The sequence below is a fragment of the Nitrospira sp. Nam80 genome (assembly GCF_965152575.1).
Genome location: NZ_OZ224216.1, coordinates 4,088,970 through 4,113,043, shown reverse-complemented (window position 1 = coordinate 4,113,043; position 24,074 = coordinate 4,088,970). Strand labels below are relative to the sequence as shown.

At 57.8% G+C, this 24,074-nt stretch carries 21 protein-coding genes; 16 read left to right on the top strand and 5 right to left on the bottom strand.

Annotated features, from left to right (window positions below; genetic code table 11):
- Positions 1-74 precede the first annotated feature (74 nt).
- The 9 genes from ACWGXE_RS19255 to ACWGXE_RS19215 all read left to right on the top strand — a co-directional run bounded on the left by ACWGXE_RS19255 (position 75) and on the right by ACWGXE_RS19215 (position 10,484).
- Complete coding sequence (locus tag ACWGXE_RS19255) at positions 75-1,364, top strand: sialidase family protein (protein ID WP_447599688.1); 1,290 nt, start codon at positions 75-77, stop codon at positions 1,362-1,364.
- A gap of 127 nt (positions 1,365-1,491) precedes the next feature.
- Positions 1,492-1,926 carry a TlpA family protein disulfide reductase gene (locus ACWGXE_RS19250; RefSeq protein WP_447599687.1) on the top strand — a complete coding sequence of 145 codons (435 nt, stop codon included), beginning with the start codon at positions 1,492-1,494 and terminating at the stop codon, positions 1,924-1,926.
- Positions 1,923-2,243, top strand: a complete 321-nt coding sequence (locus ACWGXE_RS19245) for a hypothetical protein (protein WP_447599686.1) — start codon at positions 1,923-1,925, stop codon at positions 2,241-2,243. The genes ACWGXE_RS19250 and ACWGXE_RS19245 overlap by 4 nt, the downstream gene beginning before the upstream one ends.
- Before the next feature lie 103 nt (positions 2,244-2,346).
- On the top strand, positions 2,347-4,665 hold the full coding sequence (locus ACWGXE_RS19240) for a TonB-dependent receptor family protein (protein ID WP_447599685.1): 2,319 nt from the start codon (positions 2,347-2,349) through the stop codon (positions 4,663-4,665).
- Positions 4,666-4,728: 63 nt separating this feature from the next.
- On the top strand, positions 4,729-4,923 hold the full coding sequence (locus ACWGXE_RS19235) for a helix-turn-helix domain-containing protein (RefSeq protein ID WP_447599684.1): 195 nt from the start codon (positions 4,729-4,731) through the stop codon (positions 4,921-4,923).
- 414 nt (positions 4,924-5,337) lie between these two features.
- A complete protein-coding gene (locus ACWGXE_RS19230) occupies positions 5,338-6,237 on the top strand; it encodes a sialidase family protein (RefSeq protein ID WP_447599683.1) in 900 nt (299 codons plus the stop codon).
- Between the two features lie 603 nt (positions 6,238-6,840).
- A complete protein-coding gene (locus ACWGXE_RS19225; protein ID WP_447599682.1) occupies positions 6,841-7,779 on the top strand; it encodes an amidohydrolase family protein in 939 nt (312 codons plus the stop codon).
- Complete coding sequence (locus ACWGXE_RS19220; protein ID WP_447599681.1) at positions 7,763-10,114, top strand: TonB-dependent receptor family protein; 2,352 nt, start codon at positions 7,763-7,765, stop codon at positions 10,112-10,114. The genes ACWGXE_RS19225 and ACWGXE_RS19220 overlap by 17 nt, the downstream gene beginning before the upstream one ends.
- Positions 10,115-10,199: 85 nt before the next feature.
- Positions 10,200-10,484: a hypothetical protein gene (locus ACWGXE_RS19215; protein WP_447599680.1), complete on the top strand. Its 285-nt coding sequence runs from the start codon at positions 10,200-10,202 to the stop codon at positions 10,482-10,484.
- Between the two features lie 25 nt (positions 10,485-10,509).
- Here ACWGXE_RS19215 and ACWGXE_RS19210 read toward each other — a convergent pair whose 3' ends face one another.
- Entirely contained in the window at positions 10,510-11,037 is a 528-nt protein-coding gene (locus tag ACWGXE_RS19210) for a Slp family lipoprotein (protein ID WP_447599679.1), read from the bottom strand.
- Between the two features lie 104 nt (positions 11,038-11,141).
- Here ACWGXE_RS19210 and ACWGXE_RS19205 point away from each other — a divergent pair, with 104 nt between their 5' ends.
- The 7 genes from ACWGXE_RS19205 to ACWGXE_RS19175 all read left to right on the top strand — a co-directional run bounded on the left by ACWGXE_RS19205 (position 11,142) and on the right by ACWGXE_RS19175 (position 20,727).
- On the top strand, positions 11,142-11,789 hold the full coding sequence (locus ACWGXE_RS19205) for a DsbA family protein (RefSeq protein WP_447599678.1): 648 nt from the start codon (positions 11,142-11,144) through the stop codon (positions 11,787-11,789).
- Positions 11,790-11,877: 88 nt separating this feature from the next.
- Positions 11,878-14,775, top strand: coding sequence for a heavy metal translocating P-type ATPase (locus tag ACWGXE_RS19200; protein WP_447599677.1), 2,898 nt, complete (start codon positions 11,878-11,880; stop codon positions 14,773-14,775).
- 26 nt (positions 14,776-14,801) lie between these two features.
- Positions 14,802-16,283, top strand: a complete 1,482-nt coding sequence (locus tag ACWGXE_RS19195; RefSeq protein WP_447599676.1) for a Do family serine endopeptidase — start codon at positions 14,802-14,804, stop codon at positions 16,281-16,283.
- A gap of 619 nt (positions 16,284-16,902) precedes the next feature.
- A complete protein-coding gene (nikR, locus tag ACWGXE_RS19190; RefSeq protein WP_447599674.1) occupies positions 16,903-17,322 on the top strand; it encodes a nickel-responsive transcriptional regulator NikR in 420 nt (139 codons plus the stop codon).
- The gene (locus ACWGXE_RS19185) at positions 17,322-17,741 is read left to right on the top strand and encodes a DUF3842 family protein (RefSeq protein ID WP_447603807.1); all 420 of its coding nucleotides are present in this window, start codon (positions 17,322-17,324) and stop codon (positions 17,739-17,741) included. The genes nikR and ACWGXE_RS19185 overlap by 1 nt, the downstream gene beginning before the upstream one ends.
- 71 nt (positions 17,742-17,812) lie before the next feature.
- Entirely contained in the window at positions 17,813-19,918 is a 2,106-nt protein-coding gene (locus ACWGXE_RS19180) for a TonB-dependent receptor (RefSeq protein ID WP_447599673.1), read from the top strand.
- 251 nt (positions 19,919-20,169) lie between these two features.
- Positions 20,170-20,727 carry a DNA-3-methyladenine glycosylase gene (locus tag ACWGXE_RS19175; protein WP_447599671.1) on the top strand — a complete coding sequence of 186 codons (558 nt, stop codon included), beginning with the start codon at positions 20,170-20,172 and terminating at the stop codon, positions 20,725-20,727.
- 83 nt (positions 20,728-20,810) lie between these two features.
- Here ACWGXE_RS19175 and ACWGXE_RS19170 read toward each other — a convergent pair whose 3' ends face one another.
- The 4 genes from ACWGXE_RS19170 to ACWGXE_RS19155 form a co-directional block, all read right to left on the bottom strand.
- Entirely contained in the window at positions 20,811-21,179 is a 369-nt protein-coding gene (locus ACWGXE_RS19170; RefSeq protein WP_447599670.1) for a hypothetical protein, read from the bottom strand.
- A 180-nt stretch (positions 21,180-21,359) separates the two neighbouring features.
- The gene (locus ACWGXE_RS19165) at positions 21,360-23,180 is read right to left on the bottom strand and encodes an ATP-binding protein (protein WP_447599668.1); all 1,821 of its coding nucleotides are present in this window, start codon (positions 23,178-23,180) and stop codon (positions 21,360-21,362) included.
- A 90-nt stretch (positions 23,181-23,270) separates the two neighbouring features.
- Positions 23,271-23,729, bottom strand: a complete 459-nt coding sequence (locus ACWGXE_RS19160; protein ID WP_447599667.1) for a phage holin family protein — start codon at positions 23,727-23,729, stop codon at positions 23,271-23,273.
- 5 nt (positions 23,730-23,734) lie between these two features.
- On the bottom strand, positions 23,735-24,055 hold the full coding sequence (locus ACWGXE_RS19155; protein WP_447599666.1) for a DUF5666 domain-containing protein: 321 nt from the start codon (positions 24,053-24,055) through the stop codon (positions 23,735-23,737).
- Positions 24,056-24,074: the final 19 nt, after the last annotated feature.

The window sequence follows — 24,074 nt, the reverse complement described above, 5'->3', positions numbered from 1 at the left end:
GAGCGGAAGGAATCGAATGAGTCGTGCCGCCCCATTGTGCGTCCTTTCGTGACGGAGCACCAGGGAGTCCGCACATGACGACATTTGTCCGCGGGGGCCTCTGTTTTCTGTTGTGTGCCGGAATTCTGTTTTGCCCGACGCAAGGGAAGACGGAATCTGTCGCGGCGTCGATGATCGAACTGGGCGAAAAAGTTTCGACGGATCATAAAGTGCGAAGCCTGGTGGGACCTTCCGTTCAAATTGATGACCAATCCTCTGTGTCGCTGGCTTGGATGGAGGAAGATCATGAGGTTAGGTCGGTCTTCTACGCGAGGGATACGAAGCCGGGCGGCCCGATGGGACAGCCCGTACGCGTGAATCAGCCGCAAGAATCTCCCTATTGGCGGCAAGAAGCCCCGGCGTTGATCACCGCCGGCTCGGATATTTATATTTCCTGGGCCATGGCTCATCCCAAGGCGAGCCCCGAGAAGCCGTTTTCCAGTGAATTGCGTTTGAGTAAATCGGCCGACGGAGGCCGCACGTTCCTTCCTTCTATTGTGGTGAATGATGATCAGCAGGTCATCAACCACACGTTTGACGCGTTGCATCGGGGCCCGGACGGCACCGTCCACCTCTCCTGGATCGACGGGCGGGAAGGCAAGAAGGAGCCGGGTACTTTTGTAGCTCGCTCTCAGGATCACGGCCGGAGCGTGACGGCAAACCTGAAAGTGGATGAGAACACATGTGTCTGCTGCCGAACCGCCCTTGCATCCGCTCCCGATGGGACTCTCTATGTGGCCTGGCGAAAAATCTTTGGAGACATCCGTGAAACGGTGGTCGCCCGATCGGAGGACGGCGGGCAAACGTTCTCGGCTCCGGTCGTCGTGGGACATGATCAGTGGGTGTTTCCAAGTTGCCCTCACCGTCCGGCCTCTCTCGGAGTCGATCAGCAGGGGCGGCTCTATGTGGTGTGGTATACGGAAGGCACCGACGAAACCCCTGCCATTTATCTGGCCTATTCGGACGATCGCGGGAAAACTTTCTCTCAGAAACGGCAGCTCAACGGCGGCAAGGGAACCTTCCCCGATCATCCGCAAATGGCCGTCGATCCGGCAGGCCGTGTCGTCGTGGTCTGGGAAGAACAATCACCCGTGCGCCGGGAAGTGGTCGTGAGCGCGTCGTTGGACCGCGGGGAGACCTTCACCGTTCCGCAGAAACTCAATGAGAAGAAAGCTCAGACTCCATCAGTCGCCGTCAACGGCCGTGGAGTCTTTGCAGTGGCCTGGATGGAACATGCCATGCCAGCGCATCGAATGGTCCTCCAGACATTGCGCCTGCCCGCCGCCAGAATAGCAGCCGAAAAGGCCGAGCCCCGTGTTCCGTAGATTGGCGTCCTGCCAGTTCAGAATCCTGCCGGCGAGCATGTCCGGTCTCGTTCTTCTAACCTGCCTGGCTGTCGGGACTGCCGCACGTTCGGCGGAGGACTCCTTCAAGCGGCTCAGGATCGGCCCGGTGCCTGCCGGCACGGCGGCTGCGCCGTTCGAAATGCCGACGCTCGACGGCGGCCGTGTCGCTTCGAACGAGCTTGCGGGAAAGCTGATTGTCCTGAATTTTTGGGCGACCTGGTGCGGTCCCTGCAAAGATGAAATGCCTGCGCTCGACCGTCTTCGGAAGAGCCTGGATCCTGACACGTTCGCCTTGCTGACCGTCACGACGGATCTACAGCGGGACGGCATCGGCCACTTTCTCCGCAACCTCGACGTGCACCTTCCGGTGCTGTTCGATGAGGATCAGGAAGTATCTCGCGCATATATGGTCCGTGCCCTTCCCACGACGATCATCATCAACCGGGATGGAACGTTGTTGGGCCGGGCCGTAGGACCTCGGCAATGGGACAGCCCCGAGACCGTGGCGTTGATGCGCCGGTTCATGGAGCGGCAGGAGTGAGAAAGTCTTTCTTCGGCATGGCGCTGCTACTTGTGGCCGCCTATCTGGCCCTATCGATCGCGCCGATGGTCTGTCCTATCGATGTCCCCGACCGGCATGCCGCCGGCCACCACCATGGCGGCAGTCTCTCGCATTCGAGCTTCTGTGCATGGGCCTGCCATGCCAATCCGGCGGTGGGATTGATCTCATCCGGCGTCACCTCGCAATCAATTTTGGCCATCGACGCCTTGCAGGTGAAGCCGGCGGTCACCATGCCATCCCGCTCCGATCAGTTCTCGGTTTCCCGCGGCCCTCCTCCGTCCGGTTCCCTGCCGTAACTCTTCCTTTCCATCTCGTTCCTAGGGCCCTTTCCCGCACTCATCGAGCGGGAGAGGAGTGGATTGTGCGTGTGCGGCCTGGCCGCCTCTCAGGAGGATGCGTATGTGTGTGCCGAGATTTGTGCTGAGCGTAACGTTTAGTGGTTGTCTCTTCCTTGTGCTGCTTGTCAGCCTCATTCCGCAGTTCGTATCAGCGCAACAAGGCGCGGCTCCGGCGGCCGGCGAGAAGGTGCAGCGCGAGCGGCAATTGCGCGAGCAGTTGCAGAAGATTTTGAACGAGCTCGACCAACTCGAGGAATCCGAACCGGCGGCTCCGGAGGAGACGCCGCCGCCAAGTCCGATCGTCGAGAAAACGGAACCTCAGACGCCGGAAGAAACTCCACACTATGAATTGGCCGATGTCAGCATCGTCAGCGAGCATGTGCAGCGGCGGCCGGAAGGTACTACGTTTTCCGCGACACCGCGCTCCGAGACCGATTCCCAGCCGACCAGGACGATGAAGGAAGCAATGGAGTCGCTCCCCGGCGTGGTCCTGCGGCAGGCCAACGGCCCGCGCGATTTCAGCATCTCCATTCGCGGCTCCGGCGTCAAAACCTCGTTCGCCATCCGTGATCTCAAGATCTACGAAGATGGAATCATTCAAACTCAATCCGACGGTTTGTCCCGCCTCGACATTCAGGACCCCTGGTTCATGCGCAGCGTGGAGGTCACGCGTGGGGCCTCTTCATCTCTGTATGACAATTATGCACTCGGCGGTATGGTGCAGTTCAGGACCAGGCGGGGCAGCGACATTAACGGCTTCGAGTCCTTCTTCAGCGGTGGATCCTACGGCTACCAAAAATATGCGTTCGCGGTGGGGAAGCAGTACACCAATGTCGACGTCTCGCTCTTTGCCAGCAATGTGATTGAAGACGGCTTTATTCGACACAGCAATTACAACACGCAGACGTTGAACTTTAATTTCCGAGTCAAGGTCGATGACAAGCAAAATCTGTATTTCAAGGCCATCACCAATTGGCTGAATACCAATGTGCCGACCAGGTTGACGCTGTCGCAGTTCAACAATGATCCCCGGCAGGCGGGCGGAATCAATGCGGCGACCGATGCCGTGCTGCTGGCACAACGCCGCTTGGACCGGCGGACGATCATCGGCGGGATGTACGAGCGGCAGATCAATCCGAATACCGTCCTCACGCTCGAAGCCGACTATGATGTGAAGGATATCAATCAGACGTTCACCCAAATCACCGACAACCTCAATCCGAACTACAAGCATTACGCGGATCTGCGCCATGACGGCCGTTTGTTCAATATGCCGCTACGGAGCTACGTCGGCTTTTTTGTGAACCAAATGGAACAGGAAGGTCAGACCTTCAATAATCTCCAGGACTATTTTGGTACCCGCGGCACGCTGGTGCAAAACAACCGAGGTACGATCCGGAACATCGGGGGACGGTTCAGGGAAGAATTGGAATTTATCCCAAAATGGACTCTCGCCGCAGGGCTCGGCTTTGAACAATCAATGCTGAGCGTCCAGACGATCAACTACACCAACGGCGCAGTCGCGACGCGAGCCAATGCCGACCGCACCTTCTATAACTGGGCGCCAGAGATGTCCTTAACCTGGAAGCCGGCCGACGGGTATCGGCACTGGATTCGAGGTTCCACCGGGTATGGCATACCGGGATTCACCAATCTCACGACGAATCCCTTCACCGGTCTGGCCGGCACCAACTTCGATATCAAGCCGCAGAAAAATCTCAATGTAGAGATCGGGACGGAGTCGAGGTTGCATAAGACCTTCTCAATTCAGTTGGCGGCGTTCATGGTGTTCTTCAAGGATGAAATCATCTCTCAAGTCGTATCCAACACGGGCGGCACCGCGTCGATTAATGCCGACTCATCCCAATATCGAGGAATTGAATTGTTCTATGACTGGCGGCCGTTCACCGGCTTGCGCTTCTCAGGCGCCTATACCCACATCGATGCCAAGTACATCAATTTCAGCGACAAGTTCCTGGTTGGTGGAGTGCCGACGACATTCGTGCGGGACGGCAAGTTTGTGCCCAACGTGCCGACCGACGTATTAAACTTCAAGCAAGAGTATGATCACTGGGCGTCCGGCTGGGGCGGCTGGTTTGAAGTCAGTTACTGGAACAGTTACTTCTTGAACAACAACAATACTGTCGGCATTCCGGCCTATTGGCTGCTGAGCGCCAACATCCACAAGAACGTGGAGTTTCCTAACAATAAGTATATCCGCTTTGCAAAATTCTTCGCCCAGTTGGACAATATCGCGGACAAGACCTATGCGGCCTCCGGCAACGTCGTCGGCGACAGCACGCCGGATGCCAGTAAGACGCTGTTCTTCTCGGGCTACGGCCGGGCATTCTATGCAGGCGTGACCTTGGGGCTGTTCTGACCGCGTCGAGAGAGGACCGTATCTGTGGCGGTCATTTCTTGGCCGGAGAATAGGAGATTCGCTATGGAAAAGACCTTGTTGCGTGTGGGCGAAGCGGCAGAGTTTTTATCGGTCAGTCGCTGGACGATTTATCGATGGCTGGAGGAGGGAAAGCTGGAGGGGACCAAGCTCGGCCGAGGCAGTTTGAGAGTATTTCGTGCATCCCTAAACAAGCTGGTCCAGCAGAACAGAATGGAGGAAGGGAGGACGATTATATGAACGACCGATCAAAACTCCCTGCCGTAGCCCGGACACTGTTCGGGGGACTCCTGCCGACCGGCGCCGACTCCATTCGGAGAAACGTCGGTTCGATTGCTATGATCGCTGGCTTGGCTTTTCCGGCCCTTGGTCCTGCGGGTGGCGAGATATCCACGAGCGATGGGCTCGTCCTGGCTGAAACACAAGTTGTGGTGGAAATGCGCGAAGAGCTCTCCCCCCCGGCCATTCAATTCAATATGGAGGGGACACTCCATGCCGCCTGGTTTGAACGGAGACAAGAAACATCCTCACTTGTTGTATCTCGTATTGAGAAAGGTCAGGCGTCTGCTTCGGTTCGTGCGAATCCTCTCGATGTGCCCCCCGCCTCCTTGCATCAAGCCCCAGGCTTGGCGAGTGGTCGGCAAGGAAGGGTGTATGCCACCTGGACGACGCCGAAGGGAGATCCGGGAACCTTTGCCCGGGGATTTGATGCTCGTCCGCTCCACGGATGGTGGGGAAACGTTCGAATCCCCCGTCGTGGTGAATGATGACGGCCAATCGATCGGCCATAGTTTCGAAACGATCGCGGTCGGGTCGGACGATGACATCTATGTGGCGTGGTTGGATAACCGACACAAGCAGAAGAGTGGCGCCGGGATTCTTTTTGTGCGGTCACGCGACGCGGGGAAAGCGATCAACCCAAATGTCACCGTGGACGGAATGGCCTGTCCCTGTTGCCGTCCGACAAGCGTGATGGCCCCTGATGCCTCCGTATGGCTGAGCTGGAGAAAAACGTTCGATGGAAACGTGCGCGATATTGTATTGAACCGGGTTCAGAACGGAAATCTCGCTGGTTCCTCTCCGGTTCTCGTGCATGAAGATGGATGGGTGTTTTCCGCCTGTCCTCATAGAGGGCCTTCCCTTGGCCTCGACAAGTTCGGGCGGCTCTATGTCGCCTGGTATACGGAGGGAACGGACGAAACCCCACGTCTGTTGTTTGCGACCTCGGATGACTCTGGGAAGACGTTCTCGGAACCGATCTCTCTCCACACCTCCGTGAACTCATTGCCTGATCAATTGAGGATGGCTGTGCATCCGGATGGAATGATCATGGCGGTGTGGGAGGACATTACCGGCGTGCGGAAGCGCATCGTCATGCGCGTATCAACCGATCGAGGAAAAACGTTTGGGGCGGTACGACCTGTGAGCGGCCAAGCGAAGGCGCAAAACCCTACCGCCGCAATGCACGAGAATGGGACCGTAGCTATTAGTTGGAATGAGCATGAATGGCCCCATAACCGCGTTGTCGTGCGATGGGGTCGATTGGATCGATGACGGAATCTTGCTTTTGTGTAGCATCCGTGAGCAACCGTCGGTAGACACACCGGCGGTACGTCGCTATGCTAGCACGCCCATTTTATAGGAATCTGTGCTGTGGCGCGGTATCGGACGATTCTCCTCGGATCAGTTGTTGCCCTCTACATCTGCGTCCTTATCGGCTCCTCAGCCTGTGCGAGCCTTTCGGACATTTCTTTCGGAGGGCATGAACACCATCCACACGGGGCCTCGCATCTCTCGCTCTGCGCCTGGGCCTGCCAAGGTTCGGCTGAATCGACATTCGTTCCGGCGTCCCTGACCGTTCGGGCCTTTGATCCAGTCTCGGCGATCGTCGCGGCCGTCCTTAAAGTACCTCTCCAGAATGAGTTGATCGCACGTTCATCCCGCGGCCCTCCTCTGTAATCCCATCAGTTTCCGATTGTCGTTCACCTCGTTCTGCCGGTCGGTTCGATCGCGCGGTAGTCGTGTGGCCATCGCCGCCATGCGTGATGAAACCCTTGCGCCGGCACGAGCCGACCGGACTGGAATGAGACGGCGCGTCCATGTCCATTCATTCAATCAAGTGTGGGTTATGAAATGAGTCGTCTGATCCGAGGCTGTATGGCCGCCACGTGTGTGTTCGCCGTCTTTGCCCTGACGAATTCTCCTGTCCCGGCGCCGGCGAGCGGGCCTTCCGCGCCTCAGAACTATGCCTTCACAAACGGTCGGTGGTTTGACGGCAGCGGATTCCAGGAGGCCACCTGGTATTCGGTGCAAGGGAGGTTGACCCGCACCCCGCCGATTGGGCCGGTGGAAGTCGTCGATCTTGCCGGTGCCTTTGTCGTTCCGCCCTTCGGCGAAGCGCACAATCACAATATCGAAGGCGAATGGAATCTGAAGGCTGTCGTCGCCCGGTATGTGAGAGACGGCGTGTTCTATGTGAAGAACCCGAATGACGTCCATTTCAGAACCGACGTGCAGGCCGGGGTTGACGAAATCGCACACCTCCCGGGCTGGTTGGTTGTAAGAGAATCGGATATGGAGAGTGCTCGGCTCTCTGAAGGGGATGCGAGGCTTGCCGCAAGCAAAGGTGTTGTGGTGGTGACCACAACCGTGGCGGGCCGGATGATGCCCGGAACCGGCGTGCATCATCCCGGCGGACATGCACATGAGGCTCAAGAATCCACAGCACATCCGGATTCCCACGGGGATGGCGGCACTCTACAAAACCGTGCGCGTGATGTGCAGCGAGACAATCTCCGGCTGTTGCACCGATACGGGGTGAAGTTGGCTATCGGCAGTGACCATGCCGACACGTCATTGGCTGAAGCGCTCAGTCTAAAAGCATTGGGGGTCTTTGACAATCTGACCCTGCTGAAGCTCTGGTGCGAAATCACGCCGGCCGCAATCTTCCCCGGTCGCAGGATCGGACGACTCGACGAAGGGTATGAAGCCTCCTTTCTTGCGCTCGAAGGAGATCCGCTGGCGAATTTCGCGAACGTGCAGACGATCGAGTTGCGGGTCAAGCAAGGGATGCGGCTAGATGGTCCTTTTCATTGATGTCCACGAGTATCGCCGGGAAAGGAAGCGGAGCAGACAGGGCGATTGGATTCACGTTGAATCGAGGAGTAGGGAAATGGGGCGCATGGCGGGGCTGATCATTGTATCGATTGTCTTGGGCGTGATCACGATGGATCTTGGCGGAGTCATTCCGTCTGCCGCTTGGGGCGCGGAACGACCGGAAGATGAACATCCGGAAATAGTGATGGAGCCGGTCGCAGTGGAAGGCAAGCGTATCGAAAACATCGAGGACGTGCGGCGCGAACTGGCCCGCCGCCCTGGCAGTAACATCATCGTCCCGGAGAGGGAAATCGTCCAATCGCGCGCCTTGAACCTGAACGACGTCTTGCTGTTCGCGCCGGGCGTCCGGTTTCAATCGCGTTTCGGCGCCGACGAAGGGCAGTTTCAAATCCGCGGAACCTCATTGCGCAACAACTTCCATCACCGCGGCATCAATATTCTGATTAACGGCATTTTTTTTGGAGATGCCGACGGATTCTCCGATTTTGAGTCGATCGATCTCCTGGCCTATGAGCGGATCGAAGTGTACAAAGGGGCGAATGCCCTCCGCTACGGGGCCAACAGCATCGGCGGCGCCATCAATTTCGTGCCGAGAACCGGGTACAGTGCTTCATTTCTCCAATCGCGTTTCTTGGCGGGCAGCTACGGATTGGTCAGCGGACAGGTCTCAAGCGGAAAGGTCACGCAACCGTTCAAGGTCGGCAATATGAACGCGACCATGGATTACTACATCAGCGCATCAGGCAACCGCATGGACGGATTTCAGGACAACAGCCAACAGACACGGCAGCGTGTCAACGCGAACGTCGGGATTCAACTCGGGAACCACCAAGAAATTCGCGCCTATTTTCTGCAAGCAAACGTAGCCGAGCGCATCCCAGGCTCGTTGACCAATGCCCAACTGTTTGCAAATCCACAACAGGCAGGCGGGCAAAGTCCTCCCGGCACTCCGCCCTTCTTTGCCTGCAATATCAATAATCAAACCTGTAATTATGGCCGGTACTATAATCTGCAACGCATCGGTGTCGCGTACCACAATGAGTTCGCCACCAATCAGTTCTTTGAAATCATTCCGTACTATTCGTACCAATACCTCGACCATCCGATTTTTCAGACTATCAGACAGGACAATAATAATGTCGGCGGCGAATTTCGCTATGTGAATTCCAACGAACTCTTCGGAAGAAAGAATTCGTTGGTTGTCGGATTTCAACCACGCTACGACGATCAGCATCAAACCCGGTTCGTGAACATCAACGGCAACATCGGCGCTATGACGCAGAACGCGCACATCCGCACGACCTATTTCGGGATGTACGCCGAAGATGCATTTGATGCCACTCAGAACCTGACGCTCGTGTTCGGCGGCCGATGGGACTACAGCGGGCGCCAAGCCAACGTGAATAATTTCGGGCCCGCTGGCAATCCCTTCAACCCGAACACTCCGTCAGCCCCCACGACGACACAGCAGCCGTTGCGGCATTTCGATGCCATCAATCCCAAGTTGGGGTTTGTGTATCGCACGACTCAGACTTCGCAACTGTATTTCAACGCCAGCCGAGCCTATGAGGCTCCGCTGAATCTTGAGTTGCTTTCCGCTTTCAATGCGAATGGAAGCGCAAACACGGGCTTCCTGAATCTGGACGCGCAGCGGGCGTGGCAGTTGGAGTTGGGGCACCGTGGGACATCTGAGAATAAACGCTATAGCTGGGATGTGACCGTCTACAATCTGGAAATGCAAAAGGAGATTCTAGCCTCGATTATTAATAATCAAGGCACTTTTCAGAATGCCAACGGGACGCGCCATACCGGGGTGGAGGCCGGTGGGGCGATGGTGCTGACCAAAGGTCTTTTTGCCCGTGGGGGCGGCATGCGCGACGACAGTCTGCAAACGCGTGTCGCCTACACATGGTCTCGATTCAAGTTCACGGATGATGTACGTGGCGGCGGCATCGGAGGCCCGAACGTTCTGATTGCCAAGGACGGCAATACCGTAGCCGGCGCCCCGGAACATGCACTCAATGTCGAAATGCGGTATGACCATCCGTCCGGCTGGTGGATTGCGCCGTATTTCGAATGGTCGCTGTCCGGCTTCTATGTGGACTATCTGAATACAATCAAGAACCCGTCGTATTTTGTGCTGCATATGAAGTCCGGCTGGAACATCGACGAGCATTGGACACTCTTCGCCGAGGGACGCAATCTGACGGACAAGACTTATGCCGGCGCGGTGGTCGTGAACGACCAACTCAATCGTTTTGCGAATCCCGCCTGGGGCATCAGTGGGTTTGCGGGAGTGGAGTATAAATTTTAATGCACGGCGATCCGAGCTCATGACAGCGCCGGAGAAGTTGAGGAATGAGTCTCTGTGCATTACATTGCAACAAAGGAGAAGTGCCATGCTACGTCCAATCATCCATATACTCGGCGTCTGTTTTTTATTTATCCTCTTGTCGGCGAATGTCGTGCCAGCGGCTGAGGAGCCGGATCATGTGAAAAAGATCATCAAGCATGCCAAGGAAGGCATCGCGCACGAAAAGCAGGCGATCAAACATTTGGAAGAGTCCGTGAAGGCCAGCGGCGACCCGCATGCCAAAGAAGCCTTGGAGCATGCAAAAGAGGCGATCAAGCATGCCGAGGAAGCGCTGGCCCATGCGGAAGTGGCGACGCACGGAAACCAGTAAAGGGGCGGCAAGAACCAGGACTTCGTTACCAATAGGGATAGGGGCGCCAATAGGGACCCCACATGGGCCCCCAGTAGGGATAGTAGTAGGGATAGGGACGATAGGGGTACAGGGGCGCTTCGGCCATCTGCGGCCAGACTTTCAGCTCTCTCACTTCGATGACGGGATACGTATAGTCAGTCTCGTCCAACGGCATGGTTTGTGAGCCGGTCACTTCGCCCGTGACCGTGATGCGAGTTCCATGGGGAATGGTCGCTGGATCAAGAAATTCTCTCTGAAGCGCAAGAAACCGTCCCTGGGATTGCGTGAGGTCGGGGACCGGGGCCGAACCGCTCAATGGGAGCTGGAGAACTTCAATCCTCGTCGCATCCTTCAAGCGTTTTGCCGCGAGCACCTCGCCGCCCAAGACAACCGTCTGTCCCCTGAATGAATCCGGCGAACTCTTAATTTGAGTGAAGGGAATTTGGCTCGAATCGCCGGGCTCGGACGTGGTGGCGCACCCGGGGAGGGCGAGGACGAGTGCCAGCATACCGAGTTTCGAATAGCTCATCATAGGTGGGTCGATTATAGCAGACATACAAACCGGCCGGCATTGACTATAATGGAGGAAGTCTTGTGTACTGACATGTCACGTAAGGAGCGAAAGGAGTGCGGTGTATGAAGGAATGCGGTAGGAGCAGGAAGATCTTGAGCCTGATGCTGGCCATAATCGGCGCATTGGCGTTATCCACGGCAGCCGGCGCCGCCAAGCCGGAGCTCAAAGGGAAATTCGAACTGTTAAAAGACGAGCCCTCCACCCACCAGCCCGGTAAAGTAAAACTCGTCGAATTCGCGGATTTTTATTGTCCCCATTGCCATCGGTTCGATGGGGAAGGCTTGGAGATCCTGGAAAAGGAATTCGGGAAGAAGCTTGATGTGACGATGGTCGGCTATCCGGTCATCGCCGGCAAACTGCCGACCGCCTTCGATATGTACGAGCAGGCCAAGATGATGGGCAAGGGGAACGAGATGAAGCGGGTGTTGTTCCGCACGATTCACAAGGACAAGGTCACCGGCATTTTGGATCGCACGCTGCGCCAGGCATTGATCCGGGAAGTCGGCCTGGATCCGAAGGCCTTTGAAGAGGGGTTGGAAAGCGCGAAGCCGGCTAAGGCGTTTGAAGAGGGACGGAAATGGGGCGATCGAATCAAGGTCCAGCAAACCCCGACGGTTCTGTTGGACGGGAACATCAAGGTTGAGCAGATCGATCCCGACAATCTCAAGTTGATCATCCAAAGCATTCTCGATGGAGACGGGAAACGGTAATCGAATGAGGAATGGTGAATTCTGAATGAGTCATCAGCTCTTATTATCCTTGGTGTCGAGATGCGAGCGACGAACGACGGAGTAAGCGATGGCGATTGATCCGGTCTGCGGTATGACGGTGGACCCGGCGACCGCGGCGGGCCGCTACGATTACGAAGGAACGACCTTCTGGTTTTGTAGCCGGCACTGCCTCGACAAATTCCGCGCCGATCCGGCTCGCTATGCCAAGGTGCCCCCGGGAATGCCACAGAAAGAATTCGCCGGCCGCAAGCCGCTGCCGATGATGCATGTTCCGGCATCGCCCTCCTCCGAGCCGACTCCTGGAGAAATTGACCCAGTGTGCGGCATGACAGTCCGGCCGGAATCAGCCGCAGGGTCTTATCAGCACGGGGGGAAAACGTACTATTTTTGCAGCGAGGGCTGCCTCGAAAAATTTCGAGCCGTGCCGGAGCAATTTCTGGCGTCCGGACCGTCGGCTCGTCACATGCATGAGGGGGCGCCGGTCCTGTTGAAGCCGCTTCCGATGGCGCATGCTCACGGAGTGAAAGATCGTTCGAAGGCCCAGATCGATCCGGTCTGCGGCATGACCGTGCAGCCTGAGACCGCCGCAGGCTCCTATCCCTATCAAGGCAAGACCTATTGGTTTTGCTCCACCAGTTGCCTCCAACGATTTAGGAAGGATCCGGACGCGTACCCGTCAGGGGCAGTAACACGATCAATGGAAGCGCCCGCCGCAAAAACGGGGTCGAAAACGACAAACTATGTCTGCCCGATGTGTCCCGAGGTGTCGGAAGACAAGCCGGTGCCCTGTCCCAAATGCGGGATGGCGCTGGAGCCGGCCGAGCCGCTTGCGAAAAGCAAAACGGAATACACCTGTCCCATGCATCCTGAGATCGTCCGATCGGAACCGGGGACTTGTCCCATCTGCGGCATGGCGTTGGAACCCAGGACCGTCTCAGTGGAAGAGGAGGCGAACCCTGAGTTGATCGATATGTCGAGGCGATTCTGGTGGAGCCTCGGCCCGACCGTCATTGTCTTCATCCTGGGCATGTCTCATATGCTACCCGGCCATCCCGTACAACACATGCTGTCGGATCACATGTCCGCTTGGGTGCAGTTCGCTCTTGCGACACCCGTTGTCTTGTGGGGCGGGTGGCCCTTTTTCCAGCGAGGATGGAATTCCATCATCCATCGCAGTCCGAATATGTTCACGCTCATCGCGATCGGCACCGGCGCGGCCTATGTGTATAGCGCTGTCGCGACGCTGTTCCCCGATTTCATCCCAGCGTCCTTTCACCAACCCAATGGGTCGGTTCCCGTCTACTTTGAAGCGGCCGCAGTGATCACGGTGCTGGTCTTGCTCGGCCAAGTTTTGGAACTGCGGGCCAGAAGCCGGACATCGGGAGCGATCCGGGCGCTGCTCGGGCTCGCTCCGAAAACCGCCCGACTCCTGCGTGATGATGGACGAGAGGAAGATGTCCCGCTCGAGCGCGTGCAGGTCGGCGATCGCCTGCGCGTCCGTCCGGGCGAGAGGGTGCCGGTGGACGGAGTATTGGCGGAAGGCAGAACCGTCGTCGACGAGTCAATGGTGACAGGGGAGGCGGTACCGGTCGAAAAAAGTGAGGGCAGCCGCGTTACCGGCGGAACTATTAATGGGACCGGCGGATTCATCATGAGGGCCGAGCGCGTCGGGGATGAGACCCTGCTGGCGCAGATTGTTCGCATGGTCGGAGAAGCGCAACGCAGCCGCGCGCCGATCCAGCGGGTTGCCGACGTTGTGGCCGGGTATTTTGTGCCGATCGTTGTGGCGATCGCGTTGCTGACCGGGGTGGCGTGGGCCTTTTGGGGACCGGAGCCGCGGCTCGCGTATGCGCTGTTGAACGCCGTGGCGGTGTTGATTATTGCCTGTCCCTGCGCGCTTGGGCTCGCGACGCCGATGTCGATTATGGTCGGTACCGGCCGGGGTGCGACGGCAGGCGTGCTGATCCGAAAGGCCGAGGCGCTGGAAGTAATGGAAAAGGTCGATACGTTGGTGTTCGACAAGACCGGAACTTTGACGGAGGGAAGGCCGAGGCTCCTCAAAACCTCGGTCGTGTCTCCATGGAAGGAGCAGGAGGTTCTGCAGATCGCCGCCGCCGTGGAGCATGGAAGCGAACACCCTCTGGCCGCCGCAATCGTCGCCGGCGCTCATGCGCAGCGTCTCGATATTCCACCGGTGTCCGAGTTTCAATCGGTCACCGGTCGGGGGGTCACGGGCACGGTGCAGGGCCGGGTCGTCGGTGTCGGCACCGCCGAATTGTTACATGAACTGGGTGCACAGGGCGCATCCCTGGATCAACTGATCCAGCAGGCCGAGTCGTTACGTCACTCCGGGGCGACGGTGATGTTTATCGCCATTGATAGGGAGCCGGCCGGGCTGGTGGCGGTAGCGGATCCGATCAAAGCGACAACTCCTGAAGCCATCGAATTGTTGCGGCAGGAAGGGTTGCGGTTGATTATGGTGACGGGTGACCACCAGGTTACTGCTGATGCGGTTGCCAAGCAGTTGAGGATCGACGAGGTGCGGGCCCAGGTGCGACCCGAAGACAAAGGCCGAATCATCAAGGAACTACAAGCGCAAGGCCATGTGGTGGCGATGGCAGGGGACGGGATCAATGATGCGCCGGCGCTGGCGCAAGCCGATGTCGGATTGGCCATGGGAACCGGAACCGATGTGGCAATGGAGAGCGCGGAAGTGACTCTCGTAAAGGGTGATCTGCGGGCCATCGCGAGGGCCAAGCGGCTCAGCCGGGCGACCATGAAAAACATTCGACAGAATCTGCTGTTCGCCTTTCTTTATAATGCGCTTGGTGTGCCCATTGCGGCGGGAGTGCTCTACCCGTTCTTTGGTCTCTTACTCAGCCCCATGATTGCCAGCGCGGCGATGACCTTCAGCTCCGTCTCCGTCATTTCCAACGCGCTCCGCCTGCGACGCGCCGAATTATAGCTCTCTCTGTGCAGCCGGTGGTCCACATGATAAATTTTGTCGGCATCCTCGTTTACCGGAAACTAGCCATGATTCGTCATTGTAATGATTGGCTCCGCCTGATCTCCACTATTGTGATTGCCGTTCAGGCGTGTATTCTGCTTGAGTCCGCTGCTGTTTCTCCGGCACACGCGGCGAGGCAGTCGATGCGCCTGACGGCTGCGGCGGACTTACAGGCTCAAGTTCGGTCCACCGCGGCCAAGGTGATCCCGGCGGTGGTCAGCATCGCCTCGACGGTCGTGGTTCATGACCAGGCCTTCAGTGATGAGGGGTTGCCGTTCGGCATGTTTAAAGATGTGCCCCCACGGCGGCAATATGGTCAAGGATCCGGAGTCATTGTCACCGCCGACGGCTATATCGTGACGAATAACCATGTTGTCGCGGAGGCAGTCGATGTCGAAGTTGTCCTGGCCGATCGGCGTCAATACAAGGGCCGTGTGGTGGCGACCGATCCGAAAACGGATGTGGCGGTCGTGAAGATCAATGCGACCGGTCTGCCGACCGTATCCTGGGGAGATTCGAGCGCGCTGGTGGTGGGAGATTTCGTGCTGGCGATCGGCAATCCGTTGGGATTGAGTCGGACTGCGACGTTCGGGATCGTGAGCGCGGTCGGCCGCGCCGATGTCGGCGTGGCGGACTTTGAAGATTTCATTCAGACCGATGCCCCGATCAACCCGGGCAATAGCGGCGGCGCGCTTGTGAATATCAATGGAGAGTTGGTCGGCATCAACACGGCTATCGCCAGCCCCACGGGCGGAAGTGTCGGCGTGGGCTTTGCGATTCCGAGCAATATGGCTCGCGCCGCGATGCAGAGTCTGATCAAAACCGGACGAGTGGTCAGGGGATTTCTTGGCGCTTCCACGCAGGATGTGAGCCCGCTCTTGGCCAAGGTCTTTCGTTTGCCCGATGTCAAAGGCTCCGTCGTGACGGATCTCCAAGCGAAGGGGTCCGCCGAGCGGGCCGGTCTCAAACGCGGCGATGTGGTGGTGCGGTTCGACGGGCGCGATGTCATGGACAGCGGCCATTTGAAAAATCTGATCGCGGTCGCGGCGATAGGGAGCAAACATCGGCTGGAAGTGGTCCGCGATGGGAAGGTCATGCAGGCCGAGCTCGTCGTGCAGGAAGCGCCCCGTGAACGAAGTAAGCGGGATCACACGGAGGCGTCTCAGAACCAGGCGGCGGCGCATCCGCTGTCCGGAGTGATGGTGGACGATGTGACGCCGGCCTTGGCCCGACAAATGGATCTCACCGCGAATTCCGGCATTGTCGTCACGGATGTCGAGGAGGGCAGCATTGCGGAAGTGTCCGGCCTTCAGCCCGGCGATGTGATTCTCGAATTGAACCGGCAGCCGGTCTCGAACTTTAATACCTTTCAACGCCTCGCCGAGCCGCTCAAAACCACCGACCTGGCTCTTCTGCTGATCAACCGCCAGGGGGCGGTGCTGTATATTCCGATTCAGAGTGAATAAAGAAGAAGCCTTGGCTGACGAACGGCGCACCCGGCCGGTGTTGGCCGTCATGCGACGGCTGCTGAATGGTGAGTCCTGCCTGCTCAGCGCTATGACTCGACCGCACGTAAGCAATGATTGCCGCTGTCGTGCGTGCGCTGCTCCCCACCTCTCAGAACGACCCTTCCGGGCTTAACCGAGCGGAATATCCTGCCGGCTCACCGACTCACCGGCGTCCGCAAGCGTGACGCTCATTATTCTTCGCGTCGCGGACCCTTCTGGAATTCCCTCAGCTGCGATCATGTGATCGCAGTGCTTCAGTCAGTTCCAGCTTTCCTTCTCGGCCAAGCCTCGGTGGGTCCCCGTTCCTCCGGTGAAGGTCGCACGCCGCACGGCAGCGTCCCGGCCAGTAAATGAACAGAGGTTTCGCCTTCGCGCGATGCGCGACGCACGACTCACCATGCACTTTGTTCTAATACTAAGTGAGGCGCCACGGCCAAACCTTCGCACGCATCCCTTCCAGCCAAGCCAAGCCCGTTAGAATTATCTTGTGATGGCGGAATAGACAGTTGCTTAACTCCGCCGATTGTATTACTCTCCGTGCCATCTTTTGCTAATTCGTAGCACTGTCTCGTCCATCATGAAGAAACTGGTTCGCTTCGGCGTGTCGCTCGATCATCACCTGCTCGATGATTTCGACCGCCATATCAAGACACGAAAATACACCAACCGGTCGGAGGCGCTGAGGGATCTGATCCGGGACAAGCTGGTCGGCGAAGAATGGTCGGAAAACAAGGAGACGGTCGGGACCATCACGTTTGTCTATGATCATCATGTCCGCGACCTGACGAAAAAGCTCACCACTATACAGCATGATTTTCAGGGGCTCGTGCTGGCCGGGATGCATGTGCACCTGGATCATGACCATTGTCTGGAGGTCTTGGTCGTGAAGGGCAAGGGTGCTGAGATCAAAAAAATCGCCGATGCATTGATCAGCATCAAGGGCGTGAAACACGGAAAATTGGTCATGACGACGACCGGGAGGGGGCTCAGTCTGTGATGACAATCTGCGTCGTAGACGGCCGCGGGGGCGGTCTTGGCAGCCGGATTGTCGAGGGGTTGCGTGACATCGCGATCGATGGACATGCGGTGGTTGGTCTTGGTCTCAATAAGGTTGCTGCGCAGGCGATGGTGCGTGCGGGAGCGACATCAGTGGAAACGCAGACGGACGTCATCCGACAGCAAATCGGCGAGGCGGACATGATTGTGGGGTCATTGAGTCTGCTTCTACCGGGAGCCATGTTGGGCGAGGTGACATCGGATCTCGTTCAGGCCTTGGTGGAGTCGCCGGCGCAGAAGTTTCTCCTTCCGCTCAATCGGCGAAAGATCGAAGTGGTCGGTTTGGAGGGACGAACCCTCGATTCACTCATTGAGCAGGCTGTGCAGCGGATTACCTGTATGACGAAGTCAGCCGCCTGATTCATACCGTTCTTCCTGCCTGTAACCCCGCACATTCAGATCACGAGGGTCTGAACCGGCTGAAAGGAGCCGTGTTGAGATCTTCAATCGCCGCGTTCCCGTTCACTCGCCGTCCGGGGTGGCGCCTGACGGGGCCGGGGACATGCTTGCTTATCATAGCCGGCGTAGGGCTTCTCTTCACCAGCGGGGGCGTCTTCGCCCATGATCCGGATGCGCCGGAGGTGGAGATGCCTGAGATTGCCGTGTCCGCCGAGCGGCCGGTGGCCGCGTCTTCTCAGCAGTTCATTCCCGACAAGGAGATTGTTCTCCAACCACAGGGCCGGCCGGCGCAGGTGCTGCGTTTGATCCCGGGCATGATCACGGTGGAGCATTCGGGCGGGGCGGGCAAAGCCGATCAGTACTTTTTGCGGGGCTTCGATGCAGACCACGGGACGGATGTGGCGTTCTTCACCGACGGCATGCCGATCAACTTTCGTTCCCATGCTCATGGCCAAGGCTATGCCGATTTGAATTTCATCATCCCGGAAACCATCGAAGGCCTTGATGTGTACAAAGGCGCGTACCATGTTGAGTTCGGCGACTTTGCCACGGCGGGGGCGGTCAACTTCAAAACGCGGGAGATGGTTCGCGAAGGATTGATGCAGGCGGCCGGCGGCCAATTCGATACCCAGCGGTATCTCTTGATGCTGTCCCCGACGAAGAACCAGGTGCGGACCTTGTTTGCGGCGGAAGGCTACTACACGAATGGGCCGTTTCAGAACGACAATCGCTATTTTCGCACCAACCTATTGGGGAAAATGACTATGAATCCCAGCGGCCGCTCGGAATTGAGCCTCACCGGTACGTTCCAGAAGGCTCAGTGGAATGCGTCGGGCGAAATTCCCCTGCGCGCGGTGCACGACGGATCACTGGACCGCTTTGGGGCGATTGATCCGTCCGAAGGCGGAAAGACGATCAGATCGACCGGCCGCTTGAACTACCATTACGATACCCCATCCGGCGGCCGATTCTTCATGAACGCCTATGGGCAGTATTACAAGTTCGACCTGTTCACCAACTTCACCTTCTTTTTGAATGATCCGGTCAACGGCGACGGTATTGAACAGTCTGATCGGCGGTTGATGTACGGAGGCGATATTGGATATCGGCACATGGGCAAATTCTTGGATATGGAGAGTGCAGTTACGGTCGGCGTGCAATCTCGTGTTGATAACATCCATGCGCGGCTCGGGACCCAGGCGAAGCGCAACCCTTTGAGCACGACACTGGACAGCGATATTATGGAAGCCTCCTATTCACCATTTCTGAAACTGGAGATGCAGCCGACTTCATGGATGAGACTGGCCGGTGGTGTGCGGAGCGAGGTCTTTACTTTTGATGTGCGCAATCGTTGCCCCAATTGTGCCGAACAGCCTGCAGGCAGAACGAATTCAGGGCTCGTCCTGCCCAAGGTCAATCTCATACTCGGGCCCTGGTTCCGGACGGAATTGTTTGGCAACTATGGCGAGGGCTTTCACAGTAACGACGCTCGCTCTGCCGTGGCTCCGGGCTCGGCGCCGCTTGCCCGCGCCAAGACTTATGAGATAGGAGTCCGATCAAAGCCATGGGGGCCGGAAGGACTGGAACTGATTGCGACTCTCTGGGCCATCGACTTGAAATCGGAACTGGTGTTTGTCGGAGACGAGGGCACTACAGAAATCCGCGGGGCGACCAGACGGCGCGGCGTGGAAGTTGCGGCACGTGGCCAGATTGCCGGTCCCCTGTACTTCAATGGCAGCGTGGCCTGGTCACATGCGGAATTCACGAACGGCGATGCGATTCCGCTGGCTCCCGAATTGACCGGCTATGGGGCGCTGATTTTGCGATGGCCGGAAGGATTAACCACACAGGTTCAAGGGACGTACCTCGGCACGAGACCGCTGGTCGAAGATCGTAGCATCAAATCGCCATCTTGGCTGGAATTCGACTTGTCCACGCGGTATCAGATCCCCGTTAAACTGTCCCATGGACGCCTCGAAGCGTTTTTGTTCATTCAAAATCTCTTCAACACAAAGTGGGAACAAGCCGTCTTTGCCTTTGAGTCCCGCTTGCGAAACGAAGCGACGGGCGTGATGGATATTCATTTCGTGCCGGGGAATCCGCGGTTTCTCATGAGCGGTCTGGCGTGGTACTTCTAGCGGGCTGCTGAAAAACTTACCAACTTTGTTCTCCGTCGTCCGCCTCCTTGCGACGTACATACAACCGTACGCCTCAGTCGCCAGCCTCCGTGCGGCCGCGCCAGGGAAAAGCGCGCACAGCGCGCCGGGGAGGGCTGGGTGAGAATGTCAGCCTTTTTGAGCAGCCGGCTTGGAGAACACAATTGAAGTATCATACGTTAAAATATCACTTTTGAACACTTCACCACTGGGATGATTCAGGAGACTGCGGAATGCTGCCAACTAATGGAGAGGAAAGGAAGGAGGCCGTGCTAGATCGCAAGTACTTCGCTCGCCCTACTGTGGAAGTCGCTAGGTCGCTGATCGGGAAGTATCTCGTTCGGGAAAACGGACGTGGACGAATCGCGGGCAAGATTATCGAGGTGGAGGCCTACGTCGGCCCACAGGACAAGGCTTGTCATGCGTCGAAGGGGCGAACGAAGCGTACGGAGGTGCTGTTTGGCCCTCCCGGCATGAGTTATGTGTATCTCATCTATGGGATGTATCACCTGTTGAACGTCGTGACGGAGCGGGAGGAGTTTCCCGCGGCCGTGCTGATCCGCGCCATTGAAATCGACGGCCGTTTGATCGACGGGCCCGGCCGGTTATGCCGCGCCCTGAACATCGATCTCAACCTCAACCGGTATGACCTATCGATAGGTCGATCTCTCTGGTTGGAAGACCGCCTCGTACGGGTCAAACCGGGAGACGTGGGGGCCTATCCTCGGATCGGTGTTGATTACGCGGGGGAATGGGCCAAAAAACCGTGGAGGTTTCGGCTGATCAAATAGTATGGCACGCTGAAAGAAAAACGGGGCGGCTATCACAGGGTAGCCGCCCCGTTCATTTCAATAATGACGAGCGCGAAAATGAATTACTTCACGCCCAAGCTGGCGTCAGCCTTTGTGGCGGTCGAGACAGGGGGCTGAATTTGAATCTGGGGTCCCTGGACGTTGGGGAGCCGGCCGGCCCCTTCCTTCTTGGTGATACGGTCGTTATTGGGGTCTTTGAGCTGCTGGCTGACATGCTTGTCATCGTATCCAGCCGATTGCAGTACGGCATTTTCACCGGCGGCATTAGTCTGGCCCGGATCATTCGCGAGCGGCTGGCCGTTCACGGGGCTCGTGGCCGCTTTCGCCGGATAACCTGGATGCTTCGGGAGCAATGCTGGATTCGCCGATGCCGATGACAGGACAAAGAACACACCCGCCAGTGTTGCAACACTGCCAATCACGAGTTTCATGTCCCCTACTCCTTTGAAAGAATGTGAAAGGATACTTGCCGATAATAGTCTAAGGCCGATAAAGTGGGGAAATCTTAGCGAGCTTGGGGGGCAGTGTCAAGGAAAAGAAAGGCGAGCGGCTGCGGCGGTTTCATGCGGGCTCGCTCCGTTGCGTGGCGGGCCCGGCCGGCTCGGAAGTCCTTATTGTGGGCGGCGTGGTGGCCGCCGGCCGCGGCCTCGATATCGATGGACCGGCCCGCGGCTGATGCCGGGGAGTCGAATGGTGACCGTTGTGCCTTCTCCCGGCGTGCTCGCGATCGCAATGTGGCCTTGATGTTCCTCGACGATCTTCTTGACCGTGGCCAGACCTAGGCCGGTTCCGGAGCGCTTGGTCGTGAAAAACGGCTCGAATACCTTGTCGACATGTTCGGCGGGGATTGGAGCACCGTTGTTCTTGATGAGGATCTGAACCTCAAGGTGCCGGCCTGCCCGCTGGTTGCTCATGGAGATGGTCAAGATACAACCGGGTGTCATGGCCTCGATGGCATTCTTGAAGATACTCAAGAAGACCTGCTGCATTTTGGCTTCGTCGCACCGGACCGGGGCGATGTGGCCCGCGTATTCCTTGACGACTTGAATCCGAGTGACTTCCAATTCGGTGGCGACGACGGTGAGGGAGCTTTCAATAATTTCCGGCACGCGGCAGAGCCGGCGATTCAGTTCGAGCGGTTTGGCAAAATCAAGAATCTCATTGAGGATCGCTTCGACGCGGATGAGATCCCGCATGGCATTCTCAACCCGCGTCTGCGGGTCGAAGTCAAGAATCCCTTCCCCGGTGACTTCTTCCAATTGTGCTCGGATCGACGCCAGGGGCTCCCTCACTTCGGTCGCGAGGAACGCGCTGAATTCACCGATGGCCGCCTGTCGTTCCTGCTTGCGAATGAGCGGCTCGGACGGAGGCGGTGGAGTAGTCCCCGCCGCAGCGGCGTCCCCCGTGGATTCGGCCGGTTTCGAGGGTTGGCCGGCCGGGGTGGCCTGGAGCAGCTCGACGAGCTTCAGCGTGATCGGCTCCAAAGTCCGTGCATCCGCAAGGGTATAGCGATCGGGATTCTTGGATGCGAGCGTGATCGTGCCTCCGACCTGTCCCCGTAAGAAAAACGGGACGACGAGCGAAGATTGAAAGCGATCCTTATACAGATGTTTATGATCTAAGAACCGCCCCTGCGTTGAGGCCAAGTCATGGTCCACGCGTGGTTTGCGATGGCGGACGGCCCATCCGGCGGCAGAAGCGTCCAATGCCAGTCGATGCCCGGGCTTGAGTTCCTTTTTCTGATCTTTCGGATCGACTCTCGCTTCTCCGGCGATGCCCAGGACTTCCACGCTCCCAGCAATAGGATCGTAGGCGCAGATCCAGGCGCGATCGAAGGGTACATGTTCACCCGCGTCATTCAACAGCGCGACAACTTTTTCCTGTAAGTCCGGGGTGGCTCGGGACGGCGCCGGAATGAATGCCTCGGCGGGCGGAGCAGCGGGAACCGGTTCATTGCCCACCAAGGAACGACCTAAAATCACGTTTAAATCAAACAGAGCTTCGCGTTCGAGGGATTTGGTCACTTCGTCGCCCGCCTGCTCCATCAGGGACTTTTCCTTTTTGGCGAACGCGGCATTGTCCTTTCGGCCGATCACCAAAAATCCATAGGTCCGTTGGCGATGCCGGAGCGGGATGCCCAAGAGCGATTTCGCGCCGGGAGTCACCAGCCGGAGCCGAAGTGTGCGGGTTGAGTCCGCTTCGTCCTGCGGAGGCACGGCGCTGAGTACCGTTCGGGATGACAGGGTTCGTAGAATGGATTGGACGTCGCGGGGCGTAAATCCGCGTGAGACATGCGCCGTCAGAGGACCATGTTCCTGATGAAAGATTGCCGCCAGGGCCGCATCAAACGAAAATCCGTTAATGACCGATGTCAGGGTGCGTTGGAGATGGGTATCGGCCGCGGCTTTGGCTTGCTCTGCTGGGGGCGTCATACGTCCTTAGAAAAAGAGAGCGCATTGTAGCAGCCGGGTGGGAAGAACACAAGAAATCCGCGAGAGACGAGGCGTCGCGTGAAATGCCGCTCAGTTGGGATTGATGATCTTCGGTGGGCGAGTGGAATGGGGCGGTTCGTGAATTCGTACGTGATCCGTTCCAATCCAGAGATTGAGAACCGAGGTGACGATACTGATGACCACAGCGCCCCCGACCGACGGCCAGAATCCCGCCACGATGAACCCCTTCACAAAATAGGCGGTAATTTGCAGCAGTAGTCCGTTGATGACGACCAGAAACAGCCCGAGAGACAGCAGGATCAACGGGAGGGAGATGAAATAGAGGATGGGCCGTATCACCGCATTCAACAAGGTCAGCACAAGGACCGCCGCCACGCCGGCTGCCAACGTTTGGGCCTCGATGCCCGGGACAATGGTAATAGCCAGAAAAACGGCTACTCCGGTCACCAGGATCCGGAGCGCCAGCGGGGACAGACCTGATCCCGCCCCGCCGACGCGCTCCATACGTTGAAAGTGAAACACGGCCATCGACGTTATGGAGTCTTTGGTTTCGGATTCGAATATTGCACTTCCGTCGCGGTCATGACCGCGCCTTCCGTGTTCACATCGATTACCACGCGATCGCCGACTTGAGGCTGGCCGCCGGCCCGCTTGATTCCTTTCGGGATGAACTTGGTTTGATCGGTTAGCTGCACCGTCACGGAGGCTCCCTTCGGAGTCTTTACGTCCACATGGGTGGCATCGATAGCCGTCACCGTCCCCAGCACATGTTGGTCGTTACCATGGGCCAGGCCCAGGGTTGGAACAGCGATCAGCGCGAATGTCAGCAAGGCATATCGTACAATCGTCTTCACGGAAACTCCTTCCAGGCCG